This window comes from Pseudomonas sp. W17 (assembly GCF_040268305.1).
In the GTDB taxonomy this organism is placed as follows: Bacteria; Pseudomonadota; Gammaproteobacteria; order Pseudomonadales; family Pseudomonadaceae; genus Aquipseudomonas; species Aquipseudomonas protegens.
Window position 1 is genome coordinate 5802174 of sequence record NZ_CP158490.1, and the last position, 24923, is coordinate 5827096.

Consider the following 24923-nt stretch of genomic DNA (forward strand, 5'->3'; position numbering starts at 1 on the left):
CGGCTGGTGCTCGGGGCAGCACTGTAGGAGCGAGCGTGCTCGCGATTAACTCCATGGCGCCGCGCTCGTCCAGCAAGCTGGCGTCACCTGGCATCCATCGCGAGCACGCTCGCTCCTGCAGTTTGCTTGGGGATCACCCCAAGCATAGTCAAACCATTACTTGATGGTCAGGGCTTCCAGTTTGCCGCTGTTGCCATACACATAAATCATGTCGCCCACCACCAGCGGACGCGCACGCAGGCCGTCGCTATCGATGCGCGTACGACCGACGAAGCGACCGTCAACCTGGCTCAGCAGGTGCAGGTAACCTTCCAGGTCGCCCACGGCTACGTAGCTGGAGAAGACTTCCGGTGCCGACAGTTGGCGGCGAGCCAGGGAGTCGTTGCTCCACAGCGCGGTAGTCGAACGCTCGTCCACGCCTTCCACGGTACCCGAGGACAGGCTGACATAAACGCTGCCGAACCCTTGGGCCACACCGGCGTAACTGGAAGCATCACGCTGCCACAGCGGACGGCCGCTCTCCAGGTCCAGGGCAACCACACGCCCCTGGTAGCTGGCAACGTACAGGGTGCCACCGGACAGCAGCAGGCCACCGTCGATGTCCACGACCCGATCCAGTTCGGAACGGCCTTGTGGAATGGCTACACGCTGCTCCCAAACCGGCACGCCGTTGCGAATATCCAGCGCAACCACTTTGCCGGTGGAAAGACCGGCCAGGGCCAGACGGTTGGTCGCCAACGGCGCACTGGTGCCCCGCAGGGTCAACACCGCTGGAGTGCTGTCGTAGAGCCAGATCTGATGACCGGTGCTGGCCTCGAGGCCAATCACGCGGTCGTCCTGAGTCTGCACCACCACCACGTCACCGTTGGTAGCTGGCGGAGCCAGCACTTCACTGGTCACACGGGCACGCCATTTCTCTTCACCGCTGGAGGCATCCAGGGCAACCACTTCGCCTTTCAGAGTGCCGATCATGACCAGCCCATAACCCACGCCCACGGCGCCGGAAACAGGCAGTTCGAGATCTTTCTTCCATTTGACGTCGCCGTTCATGCGATCCATGGAAACCACCACGCCGGTCACGTCAGCGGCATAGATGGTGTCACCATCGATGGCTGGCACCAGCATGTTATAGGTTTCGCCCTGACCGTCACCGATCGAACGGCTCCACTGCTTCTGCAGGACCACTTCTTCTTTGAAGTCGACCAGTTCCGCCGGTGGCAGTTCTTTCTTGCTGTTGCTGCTGCAACCCGCGGCCAACAAGGCCAGAGCCAGCAATGCTGCATGTTTCCAACGGATCACGTCATGCATCCCCTTTGGCCAGGTCGTCCAGCTTGATTTGTAGGCCACCGACTGCCGCTTCATCCGAGAGCGCCGCCTTGGCTTTTTGGTATGCCGCATGGGCTTCGTCCACACGGCCCAGCTGGACCAGCAGATCGCCCTTGAGTTCTTCACGAGTCGCCAGGAATGCCTTGTCAGCATCGCCGTCGAGCAGCTTCAGAGCCTCGTCGGCCTTGTTCTGCGCCGCCAGTACCTGTGCCAGGCGCTGACGCGCCACTTCACCCAGGGTCGGGTTGGCGGGCTTGTCGGCCACGGCCTTGAGCTGTGCCGCTGCATCGTCCAGCTTGCCAGTGTCTACTGCCACTTTGGCCACGAACAGGTTGCCGTACTGCGCGTAGGCAGTACCGCCGAACTCGCTGTTGAGCTTGCCCGCCAGGTCCGTAACACGAGCCGCATCCGGCTTGCCATCCGGCGTCAGGGTAGTTTCCAGCAGTTGCTGATAGAGCACCGAAGCGCCTTGCGACTGATTGTTCTGATACTTGTGCCAGGCTTGCCAGCCGAACACGATAACCAGGGCCAGCAGGCCGCCAGTCACCAGGGGTTTGCCGTTACGCTGCCACCAGTCTTTCAATTCCGCCAGCTGTTCATCTTCGGTACTCGACACCCCAATACTCCTTATTCGCTAAATCGGCTGTTTGACAGCTTCAACCCTGCACGACGCAGGTGGCCAGGTGCGCAGCGAGTGCATCCCAGGCAATGCTTTGTTGTTCGCCCTGGCCACGCAGGGGTTTGAAACCTACCACTTGCTGGGCCAGTTCGTCGTCACCGAGGATCAGCGCATACAGCGCGCCGCTCTTGTCGGCCTTCTTGAATTGGCTCTTGAAGCTGCCGGCACCGGCATTGATCTGCAGACGCAGGTTCGGCAATTGATCGCGAACACGCTCGCTCAGCGCCAGCGCAGCCAGTTCGGCGGCCTCACCGAAGGCGCAGAGGTAAACGTCGACCTGACGCGAGATCTCTTCCGGGACCTGCTCCAGGGTTTCCAGCAGCAGCACCAGACGCTCGATCCCCATGGCAAAGCCAACGCCCGAGGTAGGCTTGCCGCCCATCTGCTCCACCAGGCCGTCGTAACGGCCACCGGCACAGACAGTACCCTGGGCACCGAGCTTGTCGGTGACCCATTCGAAAACGGTCTTGCTGTAGTAATCCAGCCCGCGCACCAGCTTGGGGTTGATCACATAGGGGATACCCGCAGCATCCAGGCGGGCCTTGAGGCCTTCGAAGTGCACGCGGGACTCTTCGTCCAGGTAGTCGGCCAGCTTGGGCGCATCCACCAGCACGGCTTGAGTGTCCGGGTTCTTGGTATCCAGCACCCGCAGCGGGTTGGTCTTCAGGCGGCGCCGGCTGTCTTCGTCCAGCTTGTCCATGCGCGCCGACAGGAACTCCACCAGCGCGTCGCGATAGCGCGCGCGCGCTTCGGCGGTACCCAGGCTGTTGAGTTCGAGCTTGACCGCATCACGGATGCCCAGCTCGCCCCACAGGCGCCAGGTCAACACGATCAGCTCAGCATCGATGTCCGGACCGTCGAGGTTGAAAACCTCGCAACCGATCTGGTGAAACTGGCGATAGCGGCCTTTCTGCGGGCGCTCGTGACGGAACATCGGGCCGATGTACCAGAGTTTCTGCACCTGGCCACCGCCAGTGATGCCGTGCTCGAGCACCGCACGCACGCACGCCGCGGTGCCTTCCGGACGCAGGGTGAGGGAGTCGCCGTTGCGATCTTCGAAGGTGTACATCTCTTTTTCGACGATGTCGGTCACTTCACCGATGGAGCGTTTGAACAGCTCGGTGAACTCGACGATCGGCATGCGGATCTGCTTGTAACCGTAGTTATCCAGCAGGCGCGCCACAGTACCCTCGAAATAACGCCACAGGGGCGTCTGCTCGGGCAGGATGTCATTCATGCCACGAATGGCTTGCAGAGACTTGCTCACAAAAAATCCTTAAATACGTTCGGTTAGCCGCGAGCGATCAGCGCTGCGTCGGCCTCGACCTTTTCGGCCGCCTTCTGCCGGATCAGCTTTTCAAGCTCGTCCACCAGATTGTCATTGGTCAGTTTCTGTGCCGGCTTGCCATCGATGTAGATCAGGTTCGGTGTACCACCGGTCAGGCCGATGTGCGCCTCTTTGGCTTCACCCGGGCCGTTGACCACGCAACCGATCACTGCAACATCCAACGGCACCAACAGGTCTTCAAGCCGTCCTTCCAGTTCGTTCATGGTTTTCACCACATCGAAGTTCTGCCGCGAGCAGCTCGGACAGGCGATGAAGTTGATGCCACGGGAACGCAGGTGCAGGGACTTGAGAATGTCGTAGCCGACCTTCACTTCCTCGACCGGGTCAGCCGCCAGCGAAATGCGAATGGTATCGCCAATTCCTTCGGCCAGCAGCATACCGAGGCCGACGGCGGATTTCACTGTGCCTGAACGCAAACCACCGGCTTCGGTGATCCCCAGGTGCAGGGGCTGGATGATTTCCTTGGCCAGCAGGCGGTAGGCCTCGACGGCCATGAACACGTCCGAGGCTTTCACGCTGACCTTGAAGTCCTTGAAATTCAGGCGTTCCAGGTGCTCTACGTGACGCAGCGCCGACTCCACCAATGCAGCCGGGGTCGGTTCGCCGTATTTTTTCTGCAGGTCTTTTTCCAGGGAACCGGCGTTGACCCCGATACGGATCGGGATCCCACGATCACGGGCAGCATCCACCACCGCGCGTACCCGGTCTTCACGACCGATATTGCCCGGGTTGATCCGCAGGCAATCGACGCCCAGTTCGGCCACGCGCAGCGCGATCTTGTAGTCGAAGTGGATGTCGGCCACCAGCGGTACCTTGACCTGCTGCTTGATCCGGCCGAACGCCTCGGCGGCGTCCATGTCCGGCACCGAAACCCGCACGATATCGACACCGGCGGCTTCCAGGCGGTTGATCTGGGCGACGGTTGCGGCCACGTCGTTGGTGTCGCTGTTGGTCATGCTCTGCACCGCAATCGGGGCATCGCCTCCGACCGGTACCGAGCCGACCCAGATCTTGCGGGATTCGCGACGCTTGATTGGAGATTCGCCGTGCATGACTTATTGACCTAACTTCAGGCGAGCAGTCTCGCCACTGGTGAACGGGGCGATATCCACCGCCTGACCGTTGTAAGTGATTTGTGCGCCACGGGCATAGCCCAGACGTACGGCAAAAGGCGGCTTGCCGCTGACATCGACATTTTCACCCTTGCGCTTGAGGGCGCTGAGCAGAACCTTGCCGTTGGCATCGATGACCTGGGCCCAGCAGTCGGCACTGAACTGGATCTGTACCTGGCCCGAGCCTGCAACTGCAGTTGCCGCAGCACTGCCCGGTGCAACCGCAGCAGCAGGCGCGGTCGGCGTGACAGGCGCTTGCGCCACGGCAGCCGGTGCGACAGGCGCCGGAGCCGGCGCGTTGTGCACGGGAGCTGCAGGGACGGACGCAGTGGCAGCCGGCGCCGGCGCGGTCGAAACGGCTGGGGCGGCAGGAGTCTCGCTCGCTGCCTGGCCTTCGCTTTGAACTGCGTTGTCCAACGCTTCGCTCTGCCCCTCGGCAACCGCCTGGTCTTCGGGTTCGTCGATAGGATGAATCTGGGTAGTGCCGTCGGCGCCTTCGACCTCGACATGCTCGGGGCTCAGGGAGACCGGCTCCTTGCCGCGCTGGGAGGACTGATCCTGCCACCAGATGAAACCGCCACCAACCACCGCCACCAGCAGCAGCAAACTGACAATGCGCAAGATAGTGTGGGAAACCCGCACCGGCTCTTCGATGCGTCCCAGGGCATGGACGCTGCTGCCCTGGGAGTCGGTACCGGTGTATTGATCGAACTCCTGGACCAGTACCGCCTGATCCATGCCCAGCAATTTGGCGTAGGCACGAATATAGCCACGGGCGAAAGTGTGCCCCGGCAGCTTGTCGAAGGCGCCAGCTTCCAGGTTGCTCAGGGAGCTCACGGTGAGGTTGAGCTTGTGGGCCACTTCGGCCAGCGACCAACCATTGCTTTCGCGGGCCTGACGCAGGGTCTCACCGGGGTTTACGCGAGTCACTGCTTGAACTTCGGGATGGGCCGCTTTCATCATTGCTCCGACAGGTATTGCTGATATTCCGGCGTACCGGGATAAAGTCGTTTTAGTTGCAGACCGTAACTGGCGGCCTTGTCGCGATCTTCGAACACCGTTGCCAGCCGAACGCCGAGCAATAGACTACGTGCATTTTGCTCGCCGAGCAGGCTAAAACGATCGTAATAGTCGCGCGCGGGCACATAATGCCTGTCTTCGTAAGACAACTCAGCCATTTCCAGCAATGCACGGGGCTGTTGATGATTGAGACGCAAGGCCTTTTCCAGCTGCAGCTGGGCCAGATCACGCTGGCCGAGCCTTGAAGCGGTCATGCCGAGGTTTTCAAACACTCGGGAACGTTCGGGGTACAGAGTATCAGCAGCGGCTTGCTCAAAGCGCTGATAAGCCTCTTTGTAACGTTTTTCCTGGAACAGAAAGCTGCCGTAGTTATTGAGGATCCGGGCACTGTCCGGACGCGCCGCCAGGGCCTGGCGAAAATGCTCGTCGGCCAGGGCCGGTTCCATCTCGGCCTGGAACACCAGTGCCAGGGCAGCATTGGCGTCGGCATCGGCGGGGGCCAGTTCCAGGGCTTTCTTCAGTGGCACCTTGGCCCGCTCGCTCATGCCCTGCTGCAAGTAGCCCAGGCCCAACTGCACATAGGCCTCGCGCGCCTCGTCGCGCCCCTTGCTGGTGTTCATCGGGTTGGAATCACCCGACAGAACACAGCCAGCACACAGGCTGGCAACAAGCAGGAGCAGCGCAAAGCGCAGGGCCATGGAGATCCTCTCTCAGGTACGGGTTGCGGCGCTTTGCGGCATATCGGCGTCGGCGCTCAACTCACGCACGGCGATATAGCGTTCGCTACGACGGGTGCGATCCAGCACCTGCCCGACCAACTGACCGCAGGCAGCATCGATGTCTTCACCACGCGTGGTGCGCACGGTGACGTTGAAACCGGCGTGATGCAGCTGGTCCTGGAAGCGACGAATGGCATTGTTGCTCGGACGCTCGTACCCGGAATGCGGGAACGGGTTGAACGGGATCAGGTTGATCTTGCACGGTACATCCTTGAGCAGCTCGATCATCTCCACCGCATGCTCAAGCTTGTCGTTGACGTCTTTGAGCAGGGTGTACTCGATGGTCAGCACACGCTTCTCACCCAGGGCCGACATGTAGCGCTGGCAGGACTCGAGCAGCATCTTCAGCGGGTACTTCTTGTTGATCGGTACCAGCTGGTTGCGCAGCGCATCATTGGGTGCGTGCAGAGACAACGCCAGCGAGACGTCGATGTGCTTGGCCAGCTCATCGATCATCGGCACCACGCCGGAGGTCGACAGGGTTACCCGGCGCTTGGAGATGCCGTAGCCTAGGTCGTCCATCATCAGGTGCATGGCAGCGATGACGTTGTCGAAGTTCAGCAGCGGCTCACCCATGCCCATCATCACCACGTTGGTGATGGCACGGTCGACGGTCGCCGGGACGCTGCCAAAGGATTTGTTGGCAATCCACACCTGGCCGATGACTTCGGCGGCGGTGAGGTTGCTATTGAAGCCTTGCTTGCCGGTGGAGCAGAAACTGCAATCCAGGGCACAGCCCGCCTGGGACGAAACGCACAGAGTGCCGCGCTTGCCCTGGGGAATGTAGACGGTCTCGACGCAGCTGCCGGACGCCACGCGCACCACCCACTTACGGGTGCCGTCGCTGGAGATGTCCTCGCTGACCACTTCCGGACCGCGAATCTCGGCAACAGCCTTGAGCTTTTCGCGCAAGGCCTTGCCGACATTCGTCATGGCGTCGAAATCATCGACGCCAAAGTGGTGAATCCATTTCATTACCTGACCGGCACGGAAACGCTTCTCCCCGATTGAGTCGAAGAATTTCTCCATTTCCGGTTGAGTAAGCCCCAACAGGTTAGTTTTGCCGATCGATGCAGTCATGGTTTCACCCCTCACGCGCAAGCCTTACTCAGCGAGCGGTTACTTCAGTAGCTGCGAAGAAGTAAGCGATTTCGCGAGCAGCGGCAGCTTCGGAGTCCGAACCGTGAACGGCGTTGGCGTCGATGGACTCGGCGAAATCAGCACGGATGGTGCCGGCAGCAGCTTCTTTAGGGTTGGTAGCGCCCATCAGCTCACGGTTGCGAACGATGGCGTTTTCGCCTTCCAGAACCTGAACAACAACCGGGCCGGAAGTCATGAAGGCAACCAGTTCGCCGAAGAAGCCACGCTCGCTGTGCTCAGCGTAGAAGCCTTCAGCTTCAGCCTTGGACAGTTGCTTCATTTTCGAAGCTACAACGCGCAGGCCGGCTTCTTCAAAACGGGAAACGATCTTGCCGATAACGTTTTTTGCAACAGCGTCAGGCTTGATGATGGAGAAAGTACGTTGAACAGCCATGGTGTAACTCCAGAAACGGTGATTAAAGCGAAAAATTAAACCCGCGAATTATACGCGGGTTTATAGGGATTGCCTAACTGCGTAGCCCGCGGATTCAGTCAGCTTCGTCGATCCAGGCGGCCTGAATTGCTTCAAGAACCTTCTCGCCTCCGCGAGCCGGATCGTCGTTGAACTCCGGCAGTGCCAGAACCCATTGGTGCAGATCGACAAAGTTCACATAACGCGGATCCACATCCGGCTTGGACTCAGCCAGTTGGATCGCGATTTCCAGTACATCAACCCACTTGAGGCTCATGCCAGCTCCTTGAAATCAGTGCGGCGCTTCGGCTGCATGGTTGAGCGAGTATTTTGGAATTTCGACGGTCAGGTCTTCATCGCCGACGATGGCCTGGCAGGACAGGCGCGACTGCGCTTCCAGGCCCCAGGCCTTGTCCAGCAGGTCTTCTTCCAGCTCGTCAGCCTCGTTCAGCGAGTCGAAGCCTTCACGAATGATGCAATGGCAGGTGGTGCAGGCACAGACGCCGCCACAGGCACTTTCGATCTCGATGTGGTTGTCGTGCGCCACCTCGAGCACCGAGACGCCAGGCTCGACCTCTACAACCAGGCCGTCCGGACAGAACACGGCGTGTGGCAGAAAAATGATCTGCGGCATCAGTTATTCCTCGATTTCATTCAGGTTGCGCCCCGCCAGCGCGGCTTTCACCGTCGAATCCAGGCGTCGGGCAGCAAAGGCATCGGTCACTTGCGACAGACGCTTGGTCTGCTGCTCGATGGCGTAACCATCGGTACCACGCATCAATTCACTCAATTCCTGCATCTGCAGCTCGATGACCATGCGTTCTTCGGCGTCCAGCAGACGCTCGCCATCGGCGTCCAGGGCACCTTGCACCGCCTCGATCAGGCGCTGAGCATCAACCTGCTGCTCGCGCAGTACACGGGCCACCTTGTCGTCGCCGGCGTACTGGAAGGAATCCTTGAGCATCTTGGCGATCTCGCCATCGGTCAGACCGTAGGATGGCTTGACCTGGATGCTGGCTTCGACGCCCGAACCCAGCTCTCGCGCAGAAACGCTGAGCAGGCCATCGGCGTCGACCTGGAAGGTCACGCGGATCTTCGCCGCACCGGCCACCATCGGTGGGATGCCGCGCAATTCGAAACGCGCCAGGGAGCGGCAGTCGCTGATCAGCTCGCGCTCGCCCTGCAACACATGAACCATCATGGCCGTCTGGCCATCCTTGTAGGTGGTGAAGTCCTGGGCACGGGCAACCGGAATGGTGGTGTTGCGCGGAATCACCTTCTCCATCAGCCCGCCCATGGTTTCCAACCCCAGGGACAGCGGAATCACGTCCAGCAGCAGCAATTCGCCGCCTTCGCGCTTGTTGCCGGCCAAGGTATCGGCCTGGATCGCGGCCCCAATGGCCACCACTTGATCCGGATCGATCTCGGTCAACGGCTGGCGACCGAACATTTCAGCCACCGCCTCACGCACACGCGGCACACGGGTCGAACCGCCCACCATGACCACCGCCTGCACTTCATCCAATTCGACATTGGAATCGCGTACAGCACGACGACAGGCCTTGAGGCTGCGGGCAACCATCGGCTCAATCAGTGCGTCGAAGGCGTCGCGAGTCAGGGTGGCACGCCAATCGCCATACACCACTTCCACGGACGCGGCGCCGGTCAAGGCTTCCTTGGCCGCACAAGCGGCTTGCAACAGACTGCGCTGGGCACCCGGGTCGAGGTCGGCGGACAGGCCCGCGCCCTCGATGATCCAGCCGGCAACGGCGTGATCGAAGTCATCGCCGCCCAGGGCAGTATCGCCACCGGTAGCCAAGACTTCGAAGACGCCGCCGGTCAGGCGCAGAATGGAAATATCGAAGGTGCCGCCACCCAAGTCATAGATCGCTACCACGCCTTCGGCGTGCTGATCCAGACCATAAGCCACAGCCGCCGCGGTCGGCTCGTTGAGCAGGCGCAGCACATTCAGGCCGGCCAGCTTGGCCGCATCCTTGGTGGCTTGACGCTGGGCGTCGTCGAAATAGGCAGGAACGGTGATGACCGCACCTACCAGCTCGCCACCCAGGGCCGCCTCAGCACGCTGACGCAACACTTTGAGCACTTCAGCCGATACCTCCACCGGGCTTTTCGGCCCCTGGATGGTCTCGATGAACGGCATGTGCGACTCGCCCTCAACGAAGCGATAGGGCAGTTGCTCACCCAGCTGCTTGACGTCGGACAGGCCACGCCCCATCAGGCGCTTGACCGAAAGCACGGTGTTCAAAGGGTCGGTAGGTGCAGCCAGGCGGGCAGACTCGCCCACCTCGACGCGGTCGGCGTGATAACGCACCGCGGACGGCAGAATCACCTGTCCCTGCGCGTCGGCCAGCGGCTCGGAAAGACCACTGCGCAAGGCAGCGACCAGCGAATTGGTAGTGCCCAAGTCGATCCCCACAGCCAGGCGACGCTGGTGCGGTTGAGGACTTTGGCCGGGTTCGGCGATCTGCAGTAGGGCCATGCTTATCTGGACTTATCTGTATATCAGGCGTGCGACCGGAGCGGCACTGGGTTAATCGTCGAGGCGCTCTTCTAACTGGCGCACTTCGTAGGTGAGCTTGTCGAGGAACTGCATGCGCCGCATCAGGCGTTCGGCCTGCTCGCGTTGCGCTGCATCATCCCAACAGGCTGCGAAGCTTTCGTTCAGTTCATCTTGGGCCGTCTTGAGCCGACGCTTGAATGCCGCCACTCCGGCCAGGTCGGCGCTGTCCTGCAAATCCTCGAGTTCTTCGCGCCATTGCATCTGCTGCAGAAGAAACTCCGGATCATGCACCGTGACTTCCAGCGGCAACTCGCCGCCATTCAAAGCCAGCAGGTAACGGGCGCGCTTGGGCGGGCTCTTGAGGGTCTGATAAGCCTCGTTGAGGCTTGCCGACTGCTCCAGGGCCAGGCGCTGCTCGCGCTCGGAAGCATCGGCAAAACGGTCTGGATGAACCCCACGCGCCAACTCACGGTAGCGCGCGGCCAACTGCTCGAGATCCAGGCGGAAGCTCGGTTGCAGCTCAAATAAAGCGAAATGACAAGGAGTACCCACGACAAGCCTCAGATGTTGAAGCTTTCGCCGCAGCCACACTCACCGCGCACGTTGGGGTTGTTGAACTTGAAGCCTTCGTTCAACCCTTCCTTGACGAAATCAAGTTCAGTGCCGTCCAGATAGGTCAGGCTTTTCGGATCGATGATCACTTTCTCGCCGTGACTTTCGAACACCTGATCGTCCTCGCCAATCTCGTCGACGAACTCCAGCACATAGGCAAGGCCGGAACAGCCCGTGGTGCGAACACCCAGACGAATCCCATCACCCTTGCCGCGCCCGTTGAGGGAGCGTCGCACGTGTTGAGCAGCCGCTTCTGTCATGCTGATAGCCATCGTGACTCCTTACTTGTCGCCAAATCTGTGAAAGCCGATCAGTCAGATCAGGCCTTTCTTCTGCTTGTAGTCGCGTACGGCGGCCTTGATGGCGTCTTCGGCGAGTACCGAGCAGTGAATCTTCACGGGAGGCAGGGCCAGCTCTTCAGCCAGCTGGGTGTTCTTGATGGTTTCGGCTTCATCCAGGGTCTTGCCCTTCATCCACTCAGTGGCCAGGGAGCTGGAAGCAATGGCGGAACCGCAGCCATAGGTCTTGAACTTGGCGTCTTCGATGATGCCCTGCTCATTGACCTTGATCTGCAGGCGCATCACGTCGCCGCAGGCAGGAGCGCCGACCATGCCGGTGCCGACATCCGGATCTTCCGCGTTCATCTTGCCGACGTTGCGCGGGTTCTCGTAGTGGTCGATGACCTTTTCGCTGTAAGCCATGATTCTTAATCCTCACTCATCAGAGAGTCGCTCTTGGGTTCTGCAAATCGCCGTTATCGGTACGCTCTACAGAACCCTGTGCGGCGACTTATATTCAGTGCGCCGCCCACTCGATCTTCGAGATATCGACGCCATCTTTGTACATGTCCCACAGCGGCGACAGAGCGCGCAGCTTGGTAACGGCTTCGCAGACTTTCTGCGCCGCGTAATCGATTTCTTCTTCAGTGGTGAAGCGACCGAAGGTGAAGCGGATCGAGCTGTGAGCCAGCTCGTCGTTGCGACCCAGGGCACGCAGCACGTAGGAAGGCTCCAGGGAGGCCGAAGTACAGGCCGAACCGGAAGACACTGCCAGGTCCTTGAGGGCCATGATCAGCGACTCGCCCTCAACGTAGTTGAAGCTCAGGTTCAGGTTGTGCGGTACGCGAGCAGTCATGCTGCCGTTGATGTACAGCTCTTCCAGGTGCTCGACCTGCTTGTAGAAGCGGTCGCTCAGGGCCTTGATGCGCAGGTTCTCGGCAGCCATGTCTTCCTTGGCCACGCGGAAGGCTTCGCCCATGCCGACGATCTGGTGAGTAGCCAGGGTGCCGGAGCGCATGCCGCGTTCGTGACCACCGCCGTGCATGGTGGCTTCCAGGCGCACGCGAGGCTTGCGGCTGACGTACAGCGCGCCGATCCCTTTCGGGCCGTAGGTCTTGTGGGCGGAGAAGGACATCAGGTCGACCTTCAGGGCCTGCAGGTCGATGTCGACCTTGCCGGTGGACTGAGCGCCGTCGACGTGGAACAACACGCCCTTGGAGCGGGTCAGCTCGCCGATGGCAGCGATGTCGTTGATGGTGCCGATCTCGTTGTTCACATGCATGATCGAAACCAGGATGGTGTCGTCACGCAGGGCTGCTTCGACCATGGCCGGAGTAATGAGGCCGTCTTCACCCGGCTCGATGTAGGTCACTTCGAAGCCTTCACGCTCGAGTTGGCGCATGGTGTCCAGGACAGCCTTGTGCTCGATCTTAGAGGTGATCAGGTGCTTGCCCTTGGTGTGGTAGAAATGCGCGACACCCTTGATTGCCAGGTTGTCGGATTCGGTAGCACCGGAAGTCCAGACGATTTCACGCGGGTCGGCATTAACCAGGTCGGCCACTTGGCGACGGGCGTTTTCCACCGACTCTTCGGCTTTCCAGCCAAACACGTGAGAGCGGGACGCCGGGTTACCGAAGTTCCCGTCGACCAGCAGGCATTCACTCATTTTCTGCGCGACGCGTGGATCAACCGGGGTGGTCGCTGAGTAATCAAGGTAAATCGGCAATTTCATGGACTCTCTCCTAAATCAGGCTGGCTGGCGTGCCGCTAGCTCTTTGGCTGTCATTCGACGGCGGACGCTTCAATCTTGTCCAGGCGCGGCGCCTTGCCATTACAACGGCGCTGGTCCTGACGCTGGGCTACTTCTTGCACCTCACGGCGAGTGACAAGGTCAGCCAAGCTGATACCGCTTAGAAATTCGTGGATCTGCAGGCTCAGATCGCACCACAAGTGGTGCGTCAGGCAGGTGTCGCCGGCATGGCAATCACCCAGCCCCTGGCATTTGGTTGCATCGACCGATTCGTTCACCGCATCGATCACCTGGGCCACCTGGATCCCCTGCATGTCGCGGGACAGCTGATAGCCGCCACCAGGACCCCGGACGCTGGACACCAGATTGCTACGGCGCAATTTGGCGAAAAGCTGTTCGAGATAGGACAGGGAAATGCCTTGGCGCTCGGAGATATCGGCCAGGGAGACCGGGCCATGTTGCGCGTGCAACGCCAGATCAAGCATGGCGGTCACGGCGTATCGGCCTTTAGTAGTCAGTCGCATGGACAAGTACCACGGAGTTTCGGAATGGAGGCGAGTATGCAATACCCGAGTAATCAGGTCAACTATAAGACCAACTACTTTAGTCGGATTTACCCGCAAAAGAGCGCGCGAATCATAGCAAAGTCTGCGACGTAATGGCACAGCGCGATGGCAACAACTGACCCGCGGGTCGCTTATGGCATCTCGGGGGCTTTTTCGCCGGCAAACCGGCTCCTGCAGGAGAAGCCGGTTTGCGGGGCATCAGCCGACCTGGCTGTCGCCCTTGCCCTTGACTTCAGCGAAGTCTTCTTCACGCAGGGCAGGCAAGTCCTTGGCGCAGTAGTCACTGCCCAGATCCTTCAGCGCGCCACACATCCCCTCCAGACGACCATCGACCGCTTGCAGGTGATCAAGCAACTGACCAATGGCCCGCGCCACGGGGTCAGGCATGTCTTCGCTGACGCCATAGGCATCGAAGCCGAGCTTTTCCGCCATGGCCTTGCGCTTGGCTTCCTGCTCATCATTGGATTTCATGATGATCCGCCCCGGAATCCCCACTACGGTCGCACCGGCCGGCACCGCCTTGGTCACCACGGCATTGGAACCAACCTTGGCCCCGGCCCCGACCGTGAACGGCCCCAGCACCTTGGCTCCAGCCCCCACCACCACACCATCTTCCAGGGTCGGGTGGCGCTTGCCTTTATTCCAACTGGTGCCACCCAGGGTCACCCCCTGGTAAAGCGTGACGTCATCACCGATCTCGGCGGTTTCGCCAATGACGATGCCCATTCCATGGTCAATAAAGAAGCGACGACCGACCTTGGCCCCAGGATGAATCTCGATCCCGGTCAGCCACCGCCCGAAGTTCGAGACCAGCCGCGCCAGCCACTTCCAGCCCATCCCCCACAAAGCGCCGGACAGGCGATGGATCCAGATCGCATGCATCCCCGGGTAGCAGGTCAGCACCTCAAAGGCGTTGCGCGCTGCCGGGTCACGATGGAAAACACTTTGGATATCTTCACGCAGACGTTCGAACATCACTGATCCTTCCGCTTCTGTAGCTCCCCACGAGCCGCTTTCTGGGTTTCCGTGAGGATGCCTCGCAATATATTCATTTCGGCCCGGCTGACCGAGCTGCGACCGTACAACCGACGCAAGCGCGCCATCAAGTGTCGAGGTTTCTCCGGATCGAGGAAGTCGATGGCCACCAGGGTTTGCTGCAGGTGCTCGTAGAACCGCTCCAGCTCATCCATGGTTGCCAGCTCATCACTGCGCGGCGACGCCACCTCATCCATCTCCACCTTGCTCGGCTGGCCCTGGGCTGCCAACCAGGACATGCGCACTTCATAGGTCAGCACTTGCACCGCCGTGGCCAGGTTCAACGAGCTGAACTCCGGATCCGACGGGATATGCACATGGAAATGACATCGCTGCAGCTCGTCATTGGTCAGGCCGGAATCTTCACGACCGAACACCAGAGCGATCTGCGCCCCCTGCCCGGCCTCCTCCACGACCTTGAGGCCCGACTCGCGGGGATCCAGCAGCGGCCAGGGAATGCGCCGATCACGAGCGCTGGTGCCGAACACCAGGGTGCAACCCGCCAGAGCATCCTCCAGCGTCGCCACCACCTGGGCATTTTCGAGAATATCGGTGGCACCGGAAGCCCGCGCATCCGCCTCATGGGACGGAAATACCCGCGGCTCCACCAGCACCAGCCGCGACAAGCCCATGTTCTTCATGGCACGCGCAGCCCCGCCGATATTGCCCGGATGACTGGTATTGACCAGGACGACACGAATGTTCTGCAGCAAGGGAGGCGCTCTCGGACACGGGAAGGGGGAGCAAATATTACAGAACAGGCTGCACCACCGCCTCAAAAATAACCATCTGCCAATTCCGCTGCCTTATTGAGAGCCCGCGACAGGAGCGGCCAATACCCGCTGACGAAATGCGCCACACAGCGGATCAATGCAATCAAAGCGAACGCCGACCTTCATCTGCAAAAGTTTTCTGCTAGAATGCTCGGCTTTCTTTAACAACCTTAGGTGACCTATCCATGCAGCCAATGCTGAATATCGCGCTGCGCGCCGCCCGCAGCGCCAGTGAATTGATTTTCCGCTCCATCGAGCGCCTGGATACCATCAAGGTCGACGAAAAAGACGCCAAAGACTACGTATCCGAAGTTGATCGCGCTGCCGAGCAGAAGATCATCGACGCGCTGCGCAAAGCCTACCCGACCCACGCCATCCTCGGCGAAGAAACCGGCCTGCACGCCGGCAGCGGCGAAGGCGAAGACTACCTGTGGATCATCGACCCGCTGGACGGCACCACCAACTTCCTGCGCGGCATCCCGCACTTTGCCGTGAGCATCGCCTGCAAATACCGTGGCCGCCTGGAACACGCCGTGGTCCTGGACCCGGTTCGCCAGGAAGAATTCACCGCCAGCCGTGGCCGCGGTGCCCAGCTGAACGGTCGTCGCCTGCGGGTCAGCGGCCGCACCAGCCTGGACGGCGCCCTGCTGGGCACCGGCTTTCCCTTCCGTGACGACCAGATGGACAACCTGGACAACTACCTGGGCATGTTCCGCGCCCTGGTTGGCCAGACTGCAGGCATCCGTCGCGCTGGCGCAGCAAGCCTGGACCTGGCCTACGTCGCCGCCGGTCGCTTTGACGCCTTCTGGGAATCGGGCCTGTCCGAATGGGACATGGCAGCAGGCGCCCTGCTGATCCAGGAAGCCGGCGGCCTGGTGAGCGACTTCACCGGCGGTCACGACTTCCTGGAAAAAGGCCACGTCGTGGCCGGCAACACCAAATGCTTCAAGGCAGTTCTGACCGCCATCCAGCCGCACCTGCCAGCTTCGCTGAAGCGCTAAGCACCAGCGACAAAAAAGCACCCCTCGGGGTGCTTTTTTATGCCCGCAATTGCCGTAGAAGCCAGCTTGCCGGCGAATGGGACCTTGGGATCGCCTTCGCCGGCAAACAGGCTCCTGCAGTTGAGGGTTACTGGCCGGGCTAATTCTGGTTCTGACCGAGAATCAGGCGCCCTTCTTTATCCACCGGAATCTGATTGCCCGGATCCCGATCCATACGCACCTGGCCCTGCTTGCCACCCAGGTCGTACTTCACGTCATAACCAACGATCTTGTCACTGATGTCATTGACCGTGTTACAGCGAGTCTGCGTGGTGGTATAGGTATCACGCTCCTGCATGCCTTCCTGCACCTTGTTCCCCGCATAGCCCCCACCAACAGCACCGGCAACCGTGGCGAGCTTCTTGCCATTGCCATTACCGATCATACTGCCCAACAGGCCACCGCCCACAGCCCCAGCCACGGTGCCCAGGATCTGATGCTCATCCTTGACCGGGCGCTGCCGGGTCACGGCGACATCCTTGCAGACTTCCCGCGGGGTCTTGATCTGTTGCTTGACCGGCTGAACGGCCAGCACTTGCGCATACTCAGGGCCGCTTTTAACCAGGCTGTAGGTGGCAACAGCACCCCCGGCGGTGACACCGACAGCACCCAATACCGCACCAACCAGCAACGACTTGTTCACGTGAACCTCCTGACCATACATGCGGGTTAAAAGCCCGCGCTTCTCCCAGCCTTGGAGCAAAAAAAAAGGCGCGAGTTCAACACTCGCGCCTTTTTAACTGACAGCCGGAACAGGTCAGGCCATCAAGGACGGTCGTCCACTTCCTTCTCGGTATTGGCCGGAGGAATCAGGTCTTCACTGTTCAGGTTCAGCCAGATCAGCACCACGTTGGCGATGTAGATCGACGAGTAGGTACCCGCCAATACACCGACGAACAGGGCGATGGAGAAGCCCCACAGGTTGTCGCCACCGAAGAACAGCAGGGCCACGATCGCCAACAGGGTGGAGATCGAAGTGGCCATGGTGCGCAGCAGGGTCTGGGTGGTCGAGATGTTGATGTTCTCGATCAGGCTGGCCTTGCGCAGCACACGGAAGTTCTCACGCACCCGGTCGAACACCACGATGGTGTCGTTGAGCGAGTAACCGATGATCGCCAGCACCGCCGCCAGCACCGTCAGGTCGAAGGTGATCTGGAAAAACGACAGGATGCCCACGGTCACGATCACGTCGTGGATCAGCGAGACGATGGCACCGACCGCGAACTTCCACTGGAAGCGGAACGCCAGATAGATGAGGATGCCGCCCAGCGCCATGAGCATGCCGAGGCCACCCTGGTCGCGCAGCTCTTCACCCACCTGCGGGCCGACGAACTCGACGCGCTTGACCTGCGCCGGGTTGTCACCGCCAACCTTCTGTAGCGCTTCAGCCACCTGGTGGCCCAGTTGCGGGTCTTCGCCCGGCATCCGCACCAGCAGGTCGGTGGTCGCACCGAAGCTCTGCACGATGGCTTCGTGATAACCGGCGTCGTTCAGCTGCGAACGCACCTTCATCACATCCGCCGGACGCTCGTAGGTCAGCTCGATGAGCGTGCCGCCGGTGAAGTCCAGACCGTAGTTCAAGCCTTTGTGGAACCAGCTGAACAACGCCAGGATGGTGAGCAGCACAGTGACGCCGAACGCAACGTTGCGCACGCCCATGAAGTTAATAGTACGTAACATGGCAGCCCCTTAAATCCACAACTTCTTGAAGTCACGACCGCCGAAGATCAGGTTGACCATCGCGCGGGTCAGCCAGATGGCCGTGAACATCGAGGTAAAGATCCCGAGGGACATGGTCACCGCAAAGCCCTTGACCGGGCCGGTGCCCATGGCAAAGAGGATGCCACCCACCAGCAATGTGGTCAGGTTGGAGTCCAGAATCGCGGTGAATGCCCGGCCGAAGCCTTCGTTGATTGCTCGCTGCACGGTCATGCCGGCGGCGATCTCTTCACGTATCCGCGAGAAGATCAGCACGTTGGCGTCCACCGCCATGCCCATGGTCAGCACGATACCGGCGATACCCGGCAGGGTCAGCGTAGCCCCCAGCAGGGACATCAGGGCCAGCAGCAACACCATGTTCAAGGCCAGCGCCACAGTGGCGATCACCCCGAAGAAGCGGTAGATGGCGATGATGAACAGCGACACGAACAGCATGCCCCACAGCGACGCATCGATACCCTTGGTGATGTTGTCAGCACCCAGGCTCGGACCGATTGTGCGCTCTTCAGCGAAGTACATCGGCGCCGCCAGACCACCGGCACGCAACAGCAGCGCCAGTTCGGAGGACTCGCCCTGGCCATTGAGGCCAGTGATACGGAACTGGCTGCCCAGCGGCGACTGAATGGTCGCCAGGCTGATGATCTTCTTCTCTTCCTTGAACGCCTGGACCGGCACGTCCTTCTCGACGCCGTCGACCACCTGCTTGGTATAGGTGGTGATCGGCTTCTGCTCGATGAAGATCACCGCCATGCTGCGGCCGACGTTGCTGCGGGTCGAACGGTTCATCAGCTCGCCACCGTGGCCATCAAGCTTGATGTTCACCTGTGGGCGGCCATGCTCGTCGTAACCGGCCTGGGCATCGGTCACCTGGTCACCGGTGATGATCAGGCCACGCTCGATCTGCGCTGGAGGACGATTGCCCTCACGGAATTCGAAGGACTCGGAAGTCGCCTTGGAAGCACCCGGCTCGGCGGCCAGACGGAACTCCAGGTTGGCGGTCTTGCCCAGGATCCGCTTGGCTTCAGCGGTGTCCTGCACGCCCGGCAGCTCAACCACGATACGGTTGGCACCCTGGCGCTGAACCAGAGGCTCGGCCACACCCAGCTCGTTGACCCGGTTACGCACGGTGGTCAAGTTCTGCTTGATGGAGTATTCGCGGATTTCCGCCAGCTTGGCTGGGGTCATCGCCAGACGCAGCACCGGTTGGCCATTGAGGTCGGCCGGTACGATATCGAAATCATTGAAGTTCTTGCGGATCAGCGAACGGGCCTGCTCACGGCTGTCTTCATCGCTGAAGCCCAGCTGGATGGCGCCATTGAGCTGCGGCAGGCTGCGATAGCGCAGGCGCTCTTTGCGCAGCAGGCTCTTGACGTCGCCTTCATAGACTTTCAGGCGGGCGTCGAGGGCTTTGTCCATGTCCACTTCCAGCAGGAAGTGCACACCACCGGACAAGTCCAGACCCAGTTTCATCGGGTGCGCACCGAGGTTGCGCAGCCATTGCGGAGTGGTTTGCGCCAGGTTCAACGCCACCACATAGTCATCGCCCAGCGCCTTGCGCACTACATCCTTGGCCGGAAGCTGGTCTTCCTTGTTGGTCAAGCGCAGCAGGCCACCCTTGCCGTTGGCGGCAATGGAAGAAGCCTTGACGTTGATGCCGGCGTCGGTGAGCGCTTTGCTCGCACGATCCAGATCCGCCTGAGTAACCTGCAACGCGGTACTCGCGCCGCTGACCTGAATGGCCGGATCATCAGGGTATAGATTGGGAGCGGAATAAATAAAACCGATCGCCAGCACCGCCAGGATCAGTAGGTACTTCCACAGAGGATATTTGTTCAGCATCACGCCGCCCGTTTATGACGCGGGGCGCCTTGCGCGCCCCGTCGATTGGTAAAAGATGAAACTTAGATCGCTTTCAGCGTGCCTTTTGGCAGCGTGGCAGCGATCGCGCCCTTCTGGAACTTCAGTTCAACGGAGTCCGACACTTCCAGAACCACGAAGTCATCGGTCACTTTGTTGATCTTGCCGGCAATACCGCCGGTGGTCACAACTTCGTCGCCTTTCTGCAGGCTACCCAGCAGGTTCTTCTGCTCTTTGGCGCGCTTGGCCTGTGGGCGCCAGATCATCAGATAGAAGATGACCAGGAAGCCGACCAGGAAAATCCACTCGAAACCAGTGCCAGCAGGACCGGCAGCGGCAGGTGCAGCGGCGTCCGCATACGCGGCAGGGATCAAAAAGCTCATTTAACACTCCGATAATTTCAGAATTAGTGTCTTAACGTCTTTAGAACTTATTCTAAAGGCGGCACGGGTAACCCGCGTTTGGCATAGAAGGAATCGACAAAGGCGGCCAATGTACCTTGTTGAATAGCCTCGCGCAAACCAGCCATAAGACGCTGGTAATGGCGCAAATTATGGATGGTATTGAGCATACTCCCGAGCATTTCCCCGCACTTGTCCAAGTGGTGCAGATAAGCACGGGAGAAGTTCTGGCAGGTGTAGCAATCACAAGTTGGGTCCAGCGGCGAATCATCATGGCGATGAAACGCGTTACGGATCTTCAGCACGCCTGTATCGATGAACAGATGCCCATTGCGGGCATTGCGGGTTGGCATCACGCAATCGAACATGTCCACACCGCGGCGCACACCCTCAACCAGATCTTCCGGCTTGCCAACTCCCATAAGGTAACGAGGTTTGTCGGCTGGCATCTGGCCTGGCAGGTAGTCCAGGACCTTGATCATTTCATGCTTGGGCTCGCCCACCGACAGGCCGCCAATGGCCAGGCCGTCGAAGCCGATCTTGTCCAGGCCTTCCAGGGAGCGCATGCGCAGGTCCTGGTGCATGCCGCCCTGGACGATACCGAAGAGCGCCGCGGTGTTGTCGCCGTGGGCATTCTTCGAGCGCTGGGCCCAGCGCAGGGACAGCTCCATGGAGATCCGCGCCACGTCTTCATCAGCCGGGTACGGCGTGCATTCATCGAAGATCATCACGATGTCCGAACCCAGGTCGCGCTGCACTTGCATCGACTCTTCCGGGCCCATGAACACCTTGGCGCCGTCCACCGGCGAGGCGAAGGTCACGCCCTCTTCCTTGATCTTGCGCATGGCACCCAGGCTGAACACCTGGAAGCCACCGGAGTCGGTCAGAATCGGGCCTTTCCACTGCATGAAATCATGCAGGTCACCGTGGGCCTTGATCACTTCCGTACCCGGGCGCAGCCACAGGTGGAAGGTGTTGCCGAGGATGATTTCGGCGCCGGTAGCGACGATATCCCGCGGCAGCATGCCCTTGACCGTGCCATAGGTGCCCACCGGCATGAAGGCCGGGGTTTCCACCGTGCCGCGGGGGAAGGTCAGGCGACCGCGACGAGCCTTGCCATCAGTGGCCAGGAGCTCGAAGGACATACGACAAGTGCGACTCATACAGTTTCCTCGGGGGCCAGATCCTTGGGAGCGGTCGGCGCGGGATTACGGGTGATGAACATCGCATCACCGTAGCTGAAAAAGCGGTATCCATTTTCCACCGCGGCGCGATAGGCGGCCATGGTCTCTGGATAGCCGGCGAACGCCGAAACCAGCATCAACAGCGTGGATTCCGGCAGATGGAAGTTGGTCACCAGGGCATCGACCACATGGAACGGCCGGCCCGGGTAGATAAAGATGTCGGTGTCGCCACTGAACGGCTTGAGCACGCCATCGCGCGCGGCGCTTTCCAGGGAGCGCACGCTGGTGGTGCCCACTGCCACCACCCGGCCACCGCGAGCCCGGCACGCAGCGACTGCATCCACCACGTCCTGGCCGACTTCCAGCCACTCATGGTGCATATGGTGATCTTCGATGCGCTCGACCCGCACCGGCTGGAAGGTGCCAGCCCCCACGTGCAGGGTGACGAACGCGGTCTCCACGCCCTTGGCGGCAATGGCCTCCAGCAGCGGCTGGTCGAAATGCAGCCCGGCGGTCGGTGCCGCCACCGCGCCCAGGCGCTGGGCGTACACGGTCTGGTAACGCTCGCGATCGGCGCCTTCATCCGGACGGTCTATATAAGGAGGCAACGGCATGTGCCCGACCCGGTCCAGCAGCGGCAGCACTTCTTCGGCAAAGCCCAGCTCGAAGAGCGTGTCATGGCGCGCCAGCATCTCGGCTTCGCCACCGCCGTCGATGAGGATCTTCGACCCAGGCTTGGGCGACTTGCTGGAGCGCACATGGGCCAGCACACGGTGGCTGTCCAGCACCCGCTCGACGAGGATTTCCAGCTTGCCGCCGGAAGCCTTCTGACCGAACAGACGGGCCGGAATCACCCGGGTATTGTTGAACACCATCAGATCGCCCGGGCGCAAATGCTCAAGCAAATCAGTGAATTGACGGTGGGCCAAGGCGCCGGTTGGCCCATCCAGGGTCAACAGACGGCTGCCGCGACGCTCGGCCAGTGGATGGCGGGCGATCAGCGAATCAGGAAGCTCGAAGGTAAAGTCAGCAACGCGCATGATGGGGTTCGTCTAGCAGGGCCGGAAAGTTTAGCGGATTAAGCAAAAATTGACCATGAAAGCCGATTGACCAACGGTAAGCGCCTCTCTATACTTCGCCGCCATTGAGCCCTGATGGCGGAATTGGTAGACGCGGCGGATTCAAAATCCGTTTTCGCAAGAAGTGGGAGTTCGAGTCTCCCTCGGGGCACCAAACATGAAAAAGACCTTGAAATCCAAGGTCTTTTTTTTCGCCTGCAGAAAAGTGCCAGCACGGCGCACACCTCCCGTTGCGGGCCTCTTTCCCCGCCCTGCTCAGTCGTACAAGTCCTCCACGTAGTACTCGTAGTTGTCGGCATTCTCCACCGCGTCGCTCGGGCGGTTGGCTCCCAGGTTCTGCGATCCCGCCACGCCGTAGGCGCCGGGGATATCGGTGGTGTGGCCAATGGAATGGGTCAGTTCATGCACCACGGTACCGGCCTGGGTATCGAAGCCCACGCGCGGCGGCAGGGCAAAGAATGCCGTGCAGAACCAGGCCTGCACGTCCCCGCGGGCGTTGACGTAGGTGGCGGCGATATCCCCGGGCGCGTCGCAAGGGTCATTCGGGTTGACCCGGCAATAGGCCGTCAGGGTGTTGCCACTGTTGAGCTTGAAACGCACCCCGTCGAGCACTGCACGCACCCGCTGGTAGCGATCCTGGCTGAAGGTACCGAACCAGGTCCGGTAGGCCAGGTCCTGATTGCGGCGAAAGGTCGCTTCATTGTTGTTGACCTGGTTGTAGGCATTGGTCGACCAGGTAGTAGCGACAGCCACGGCATTGCTCACCGCGGTACGGTCAGCCTGGGTGGCACAGGAACCGTCAAACGCCACGTTGATGGCGAGCGCCGATTGCGCCAGCGCACCCAGGCCCAGTAGCAGCAACAGACTTTGCCAGCGACGCGCCAGACGACGGCGGCTTGAATGAACAACGGTATCAGTATCCATATTCAGCATCCTTCCATGCAGGTTCCGAGGAATGTCGCTCCCCCTGCCAGGGGCGACACTCGCATTGGATTCCCGAGGCTCGCGGTGCATCAGCAGGAATTGCTTCCGTAGCCGGCGCCAGGGCCCCGCGCGCCTGATACAAGCATCTCTCGGGCACATCCTTGATGGAGGTCAAAGAGCCGACGTTTGAGGGCCATACACTTGTAAGTGAACATTTGAACGAGACGTACAGGCCCTCCTTATATGAGTGAAGAATCCACCCTCCGCACCCAACCCAAAGCCTTGCCGGAAGCCAGCTCTGCCAAGAGCACCCCGCGCAAACCCGCAACGCCGCGCCCGCGTCGCCCACGCACAGCGAGCAAGGCTGCACCGGTGAAAGCCGCCGAGGCCGAGATCAGCGCCATCAGTCAGAAGCCCATGGCCCTACAGGTGGCCAGCGCGCCGCGCGGCTCCAACGAAGACAGCGTGTCCGCTGCGCTGCCGGGCAATTATCCGTACCGCAACCGCATGCGCCGCGCCGAGTACGAAAAGGCCAAGAACGAACTGCAGATCGAACTGCTCAAGGTGCAAAGCTGGGTCAAGGAAACCGGGCAGCGCATCGTGGTGCTGTTCGAAGGCCGTGACGCTGCTGGCAAGGGCGGCACCATCAAGCGCTTCATGGAACACCTCAACCCCCGCGGCGCGCGGATCGTGGCCCTGGAAAAGCCCTCGGAACAGGAAAAGGGCCAGTGGTACTTCCAGCGCTATATCCAGCACCTGCCCACCGCCGGGGAAATGGTCTTCTTCGACCGCTCCTGGTACAACCGCGCCGGGGTGGAACGGGTGATGGAGTTCTGCTCGCCCCTGCAATACCTGGAGTTCATGCGCCAGACCCCGGAGCTGGAGCGCATGCTGTGCAACAGCGGCATCCTGATGTTCAAGTTCTGGTTCTCGGTGAACCGCGAAGAACAGCTGCGCCGCTTCATCTCCCGTCGGGACGACCCGCTCAAGCACTGGAAGCTCTCGCCCATCGACATCAAGTCCCTGGACAAGTGGGACGAGTACACCGCCGCCAAACAGGCGATGTTCTTCCACACCGACACCGCCGATGCCCCTTGGACGGTGATCAAGTCCGATGACAAGAAACGCGCGCGAATCAACTGTATCCGCCACTTCCTGCACGAGCTGGACTACCCGGGCAAGGACCTGAAAGTCGCCCACGCCCCGGACCCATTGCTGGTGGGCCGCGCCTCGCGGGTACTGGAAGAGGATGAAGGCACCCAGGCCCAGGCTGCGACAGATCCGCGAGCCACGCGCCTGGCCTTGTCGGCCTGAATCCCGGGCAAAAAAAACTGCGCGCAGACAGGCGGGTCTGTGCGCAGCAAAAGT

27 protein-coding genes and 1 tRNA gene are annotated in these 24923 nt (G+C 60.7%); 3 read left to right on the forward strand and 25 right to left on the reverse strand.

Annotated features, from left to right (window positions below; genetic code table 11):
* Positions 1 to 156: 156 nt before the first annotated feature.
* From bamB to trmJ, 18 genes are all read right to left on the reverse strand, one after another.
* Positions 157 to 1308, reverse strand: a complete 1152-nt coding sequence (bamB, locus tag ABCR88_RS26540) for an outer membrane protein assembly factor BamB (protein ID WP_011063204.1) — start codon at positions 1306 to 1308, stop codon at positions 157 to 159.
* Positions 1301 to 1942 carry a tetratricopeptide repeat protein gene (locus ABCR88_RS26545; RefSeq protein ID WP_011063205.1) on the reverse strand — a complete coding sequence of 214 codons (642 nt, stop codon included), beginning with the start codon at positions 1940 to 1942 and terminating at the stop codon, positions 1301 to 1303. Before ABCR88_RS26545 ends, bamB begins: the two co-directional genes overlap by 8 nt.
* A 40-nt stretch (positions 1943 to 1982) precedes the next feature.
* Positions 1983 to 3272 (reverse strand): histidine--tRNA ligase, encoded by a 1290-nt coding sequence (gene hisS / locus ABCR88_RS26550; protein ID WP_350403681.1) that lies wholly within the window; start codon positions 3270 to 3272, stop codon positions 1983 to 1985.
* Between the two features lie 23 nt (positions 3273 to 3295).
* Complete coding sequence (gene ispG / locus ABCR88_RS26555; RefSeq protein WP_011063207.1) at positions 3296 to 4405, reverse strand: flavodoxin-dependent (E)-4-hydroxy-3-methylbut-2-enyl-diphosphate synthase; 1110 nt, start codon at positions 4403 to 4405, stop codon at positions 3296 to 3298.
* 3 nt (positions 4406 to 4408) lie between these two features.
* Complete coding sequence (locus ABCR88_RS26560; protein WP_041119730.1) at positions 4409 to 5425, reverse strand: RodZ family helix-turn-helix domain-containing protein; 1017 nt, start codon at positions 5423 to 5425, stop codon at positions 4409 to 4411.
* The gene (pilW, locus tag ABCR88_RS26565) at positions 5425 to 6183 is read right to left on the reverse strand and encodes a type IV pilus biogenesis/stability protein PilW (RefSeq protein ID WP_011063209.1); all 759 of its coding nucleotides are present in this window, start codon (positions 6181 to 6183) and stop codon (positions 5425 to 5427) included. The genes ABCR88_RS26560 and pilW overlap by 1 nt, the downstream gene beginning before the upstream one ends.
* 12 nt (positions 6184 to 6195) lie before the next feature.
* Positions 6196 to 7344: a 23S rRNA (adenine(2503)-C(2))-methyltransferase RlmN gene (gene rlmN, locus ABCR88_RS26570; RefSeq protein WP_011063210.1), complete on the reverse strand. Its 1149-nt coding sequence runs from the start codon at positions 7342 to 7344 to the stop codon at positions 6196 to 6198.
* A 28-nt stretch (positions 7345 to 7372) separates the two neighbouring features.
* Complete coding sequence (ndk, locus tag ABCR88_RS26575; RefSeq protein ID WP_011063211.1) at positions 7373 to 7798, reverse strand: nucleoside-diphosphate kinase; 426 nt, start codon at positions 7796 to 7798, stop codon at positions 7373 to 7375.
* Between the two features lie 94 nt (positions 7799 to 7892).
* Entirely contained in the window at positions 7893 to 8093 is a 201-nt protein-coding gene (iscX, locus tag ABCR88_RS26580; protein WP_041119732.1) for a Fe-S cluster assembly protein IscX, read from the reverse strand.
* 15 nt (positions 8094 to 8108) lie between these two features.
* Positions 8109 to 8450, reverse strand: a complete 342-nt coding sequence (gene fdx / locus ABCR88_RS26585) for an ISC system 2Fe-2S type ferredoxin (protein WP_011063213.1) — start codon at positions 8448 to 8450, stop codon at positions 8109 to 8111.
* A gap of 3 nt (positions 8451 to 8453) precedes the next feature.
* Complete coding sequence (gene hscA, locus ABCR88_RS26590) at positions 8454 to 10316, reverse strand: Fe-S protein assembly chaperone HscA (RefSeq protein WP_041119733.1); 1863 nt, start codon at positions 10314 to 10316, stop codon at positions 8454 to 8456.
* Between the two features lie 51 nt (positions 10317 to 10367).
* The gene (hscB, locus tag ABCR88_RS26595; protein WP_011063215.1) at positions 10368 to 10889 is read right to left on the reverse strand and encodes a co-chaperone HscB; all 522 of its coding nucleotides are present in this window, start codon (positions 10887 to 10889) and stop codon (positions 10368 to 10370) included.
* An 8-nt stretch (positions 10890 to 10897) separates the two neighbouring features.
* Entirely contained in the window at positions 10898 to 11221 is a 324-nt protein-coding gene (gene iscA / locus ABCR88_RS26600) for an iron-sulfur cluster assembly protein IscA (protein ID WP_007929524.1), read from the reverse strand.
* A 42-nt stretch (positions 11222 to 11263) separates the two neighbouring features.
* Positions 11264 to 11650 (reverse strand): Fe-S cluster assembly scaffold IscU, encoded by a 387-nt coding sequence (iscU, locus tag ABCR88_RS26605; RefSeq protein ID WP_007929523.1) that lies wholly within the window; start codon positions 11648 to 11650, stop codon positions 11264 to 11266.
* 94 nt (positions 11651 to 11744) lie between these two features.
* Positions 11745 to 12959, reverse strand: a complete 1215-nt coding sequence (locus ABCR88_RS26610; protein ID WP_015636881.1) for an IscS subfamily cysteine desulfurase — start codon at positions 12957 to 12959, stop codon at positions 11745 to 11747.
* 50 nt (positions 12960 to 13009) lie between these two features.
* On the reverse strand, positions 13010 to 13501 hold the full coding sequence (iscR, locus tag ABCR88_RS26615) for a Fe-S cluster assembly transcriptional regulator IscR (protein ID WP_011063217.1): 492 nt from the start codon (positions 13499 to 13501) through the stop codon (positions 13010 to 13012).
* A gap of 240 nt (positions 13502 to 13741) precedes the next feature.
* Positions 13742 to 14518 carry a serine O-acetyltransferase gene (gene cysE / locus ABCR88_RS26620; RefSeq protein WP_011063218.1) on the reverse strand — a complete coding sequence of 259 codons (777 nt, stop codon included), beginning with the start codon at positions 14516 to 14518 and terminating at the stop codon, positions 13742 to 13744.
* Positions 14518 to 15291 (reverse strand): tRNA (cytosine(32)/uridine(32)-2'-O)-methyltransferase TrmJ, encoded by a 774-nt coding sequence (gene trmJ / locus ABCR88_RS26625; protein WP_350403682.1) that lies wholly within the window; start codon positions 15289 to 15291, stop codon positions 14518 to 14520. The genes cysE and trmJ overlap by 1 nt, the downstream gene beginning before the upstream one ends.
* 245 nt (positions 15292 to 15536) lie before the next feature.
* On the opposite strand from trmJ, the gene suhB reads away from it, so the two are divergent.
* On the forward strand, positions 15537 to 16352 hold the full coding sequence (gene suhB / locus ABCR88_RS26630) for an inositol-phosphate phosphatase (protein WP_011063220.1): 816 nt from the start codon (positions 15537 to 15539) through the stop codon (positions 16350 to 16352).
* 139 nt (positions 16353 to 16491) lie between these two features.
* Here suhB and ABCR88_RS26635 read toward each other — a convergent pair whose 3' ends face one another.
* The 6 genes from ABCR88_RS26635 to queA all read right to left on the reverse strand — a co-directional run bounded on the left by ABCR88_RS26635 (position 16492) and on the right by queA (position 22592).
* The gene (locus ABCR88_RS26635) at positions 16492 to 17034 is read right to left on the reverse strand and encodes a glycine zipper 2TM domain-containing protein (RefSeq protein WP_350403683.1); all 543 of its coding nucleotides are present in this window, start codon (positions 17032 to 17034) and stop codon (positions 16492 to 16494) included.
* Positions 17035 to 17156: 122 nt separating this feature from the next.
* On the reverse strand, positions 17157 to 18071 hold the full coding sequence (gene secF / locus ABCR88_RS26640) for a protein translocase subunit SecF (protein ID WP_011063222.1): 915 nt from the start codon (positions 18069 to 18071) through the stop codon (positions 17157 to 17159).
* Positions 18072 to 18080: 9 nt separating this feature from the next.
* Entirely contained in the window at positions 18081 to 19949 is a 1869-nt protein-coding gene (gene secD, locus ABCR88_RS26645) for a protein translocase subunit SecD (RefSeq protein WP_011063223.1), read from the reverse strand.
* Between the two features lie 62 nt (positions 19950 to 20011).
* Positions 20012 to 20350 carry a preprotein translocase subunit YajC gene (gene yajC, locus ABCR88_RS26650; RefSeq protein WP_011063224.1) on the reverse strand — a complete coding sequence of 113 codons (339 nt, stop codon included), beginning with the start codon at positions 20348 to 20350 and terminating at the stop codon, positions 20012 to 20014.
* Between the two features lie 47 nt (positions 20351 to 20397).
* Entirely contained in the window at positions 20398 to 21513 is a 1116-nt protein-coding gene (gene tgt, locus ABCR88_RS26655; protein ID WP_162470478.1) for a tRNA guanosine(34) transglycosylase Tgt, read from the reverse strand.
* Between the two features lie 14 nt (positions 21514 to 21527).
* Positions 21528 to 22592, reverse strand: a complete 1065-nt coding sequence (gene queA / locus ABCR88_RS26660; protein WP_011063226.1) for a tRNA preQ1(34) S-adenosylmethionine ribosyltransferase-isomerase QueA — start codon at positions 22590 to 22592, stop codon at positions 21528 to 21530.
* A gap of 108 nt (positions 22593 to 22700) precedes the next feature.
* On the opposite strand from queA, the gene ABCR88_RS26665 reads away from it, so the two are divergent.
* A tRNA-Leu gene (locus ABCR88_RS26665) sits at positions 22701 to 22785 on the forward strand.
* 101 nt (positions 22786 to 22886) lie between these two features.
* Here the strand turns inward: ABCR88_RS26665 and ABCR88_RS26670 are convergent.
* Positions 22887 to 23555: a M35 family metallo-endopeptidase gene (locus ABCR88_RS26670; protein ID WP_011063235.1), complete on the reverse strand. Its 669-nt coding sequence runs from the start codon at positions 23553 to 23555 to the stop codon at positions 22887 to 22889.
* Positions 23556 to 23972: 417 nt separating this feature from the next.
* Between ABCR88_RS26670 and ppk2 the strand changes: the two genes are divergently transcribed.
* A complete protein-coding gene (ppk2, locus tag ABCR88_RS26675) occupies positions 23973 to 24869 on the forward strand; it encodes a polyphosphate kinase 2 (RefSeq protein WP_161466650.1) in 897 nt (298 codons plus the stop codon).
* Positions 24870 to 24923 lie beyond the last annotated feature (54 nt).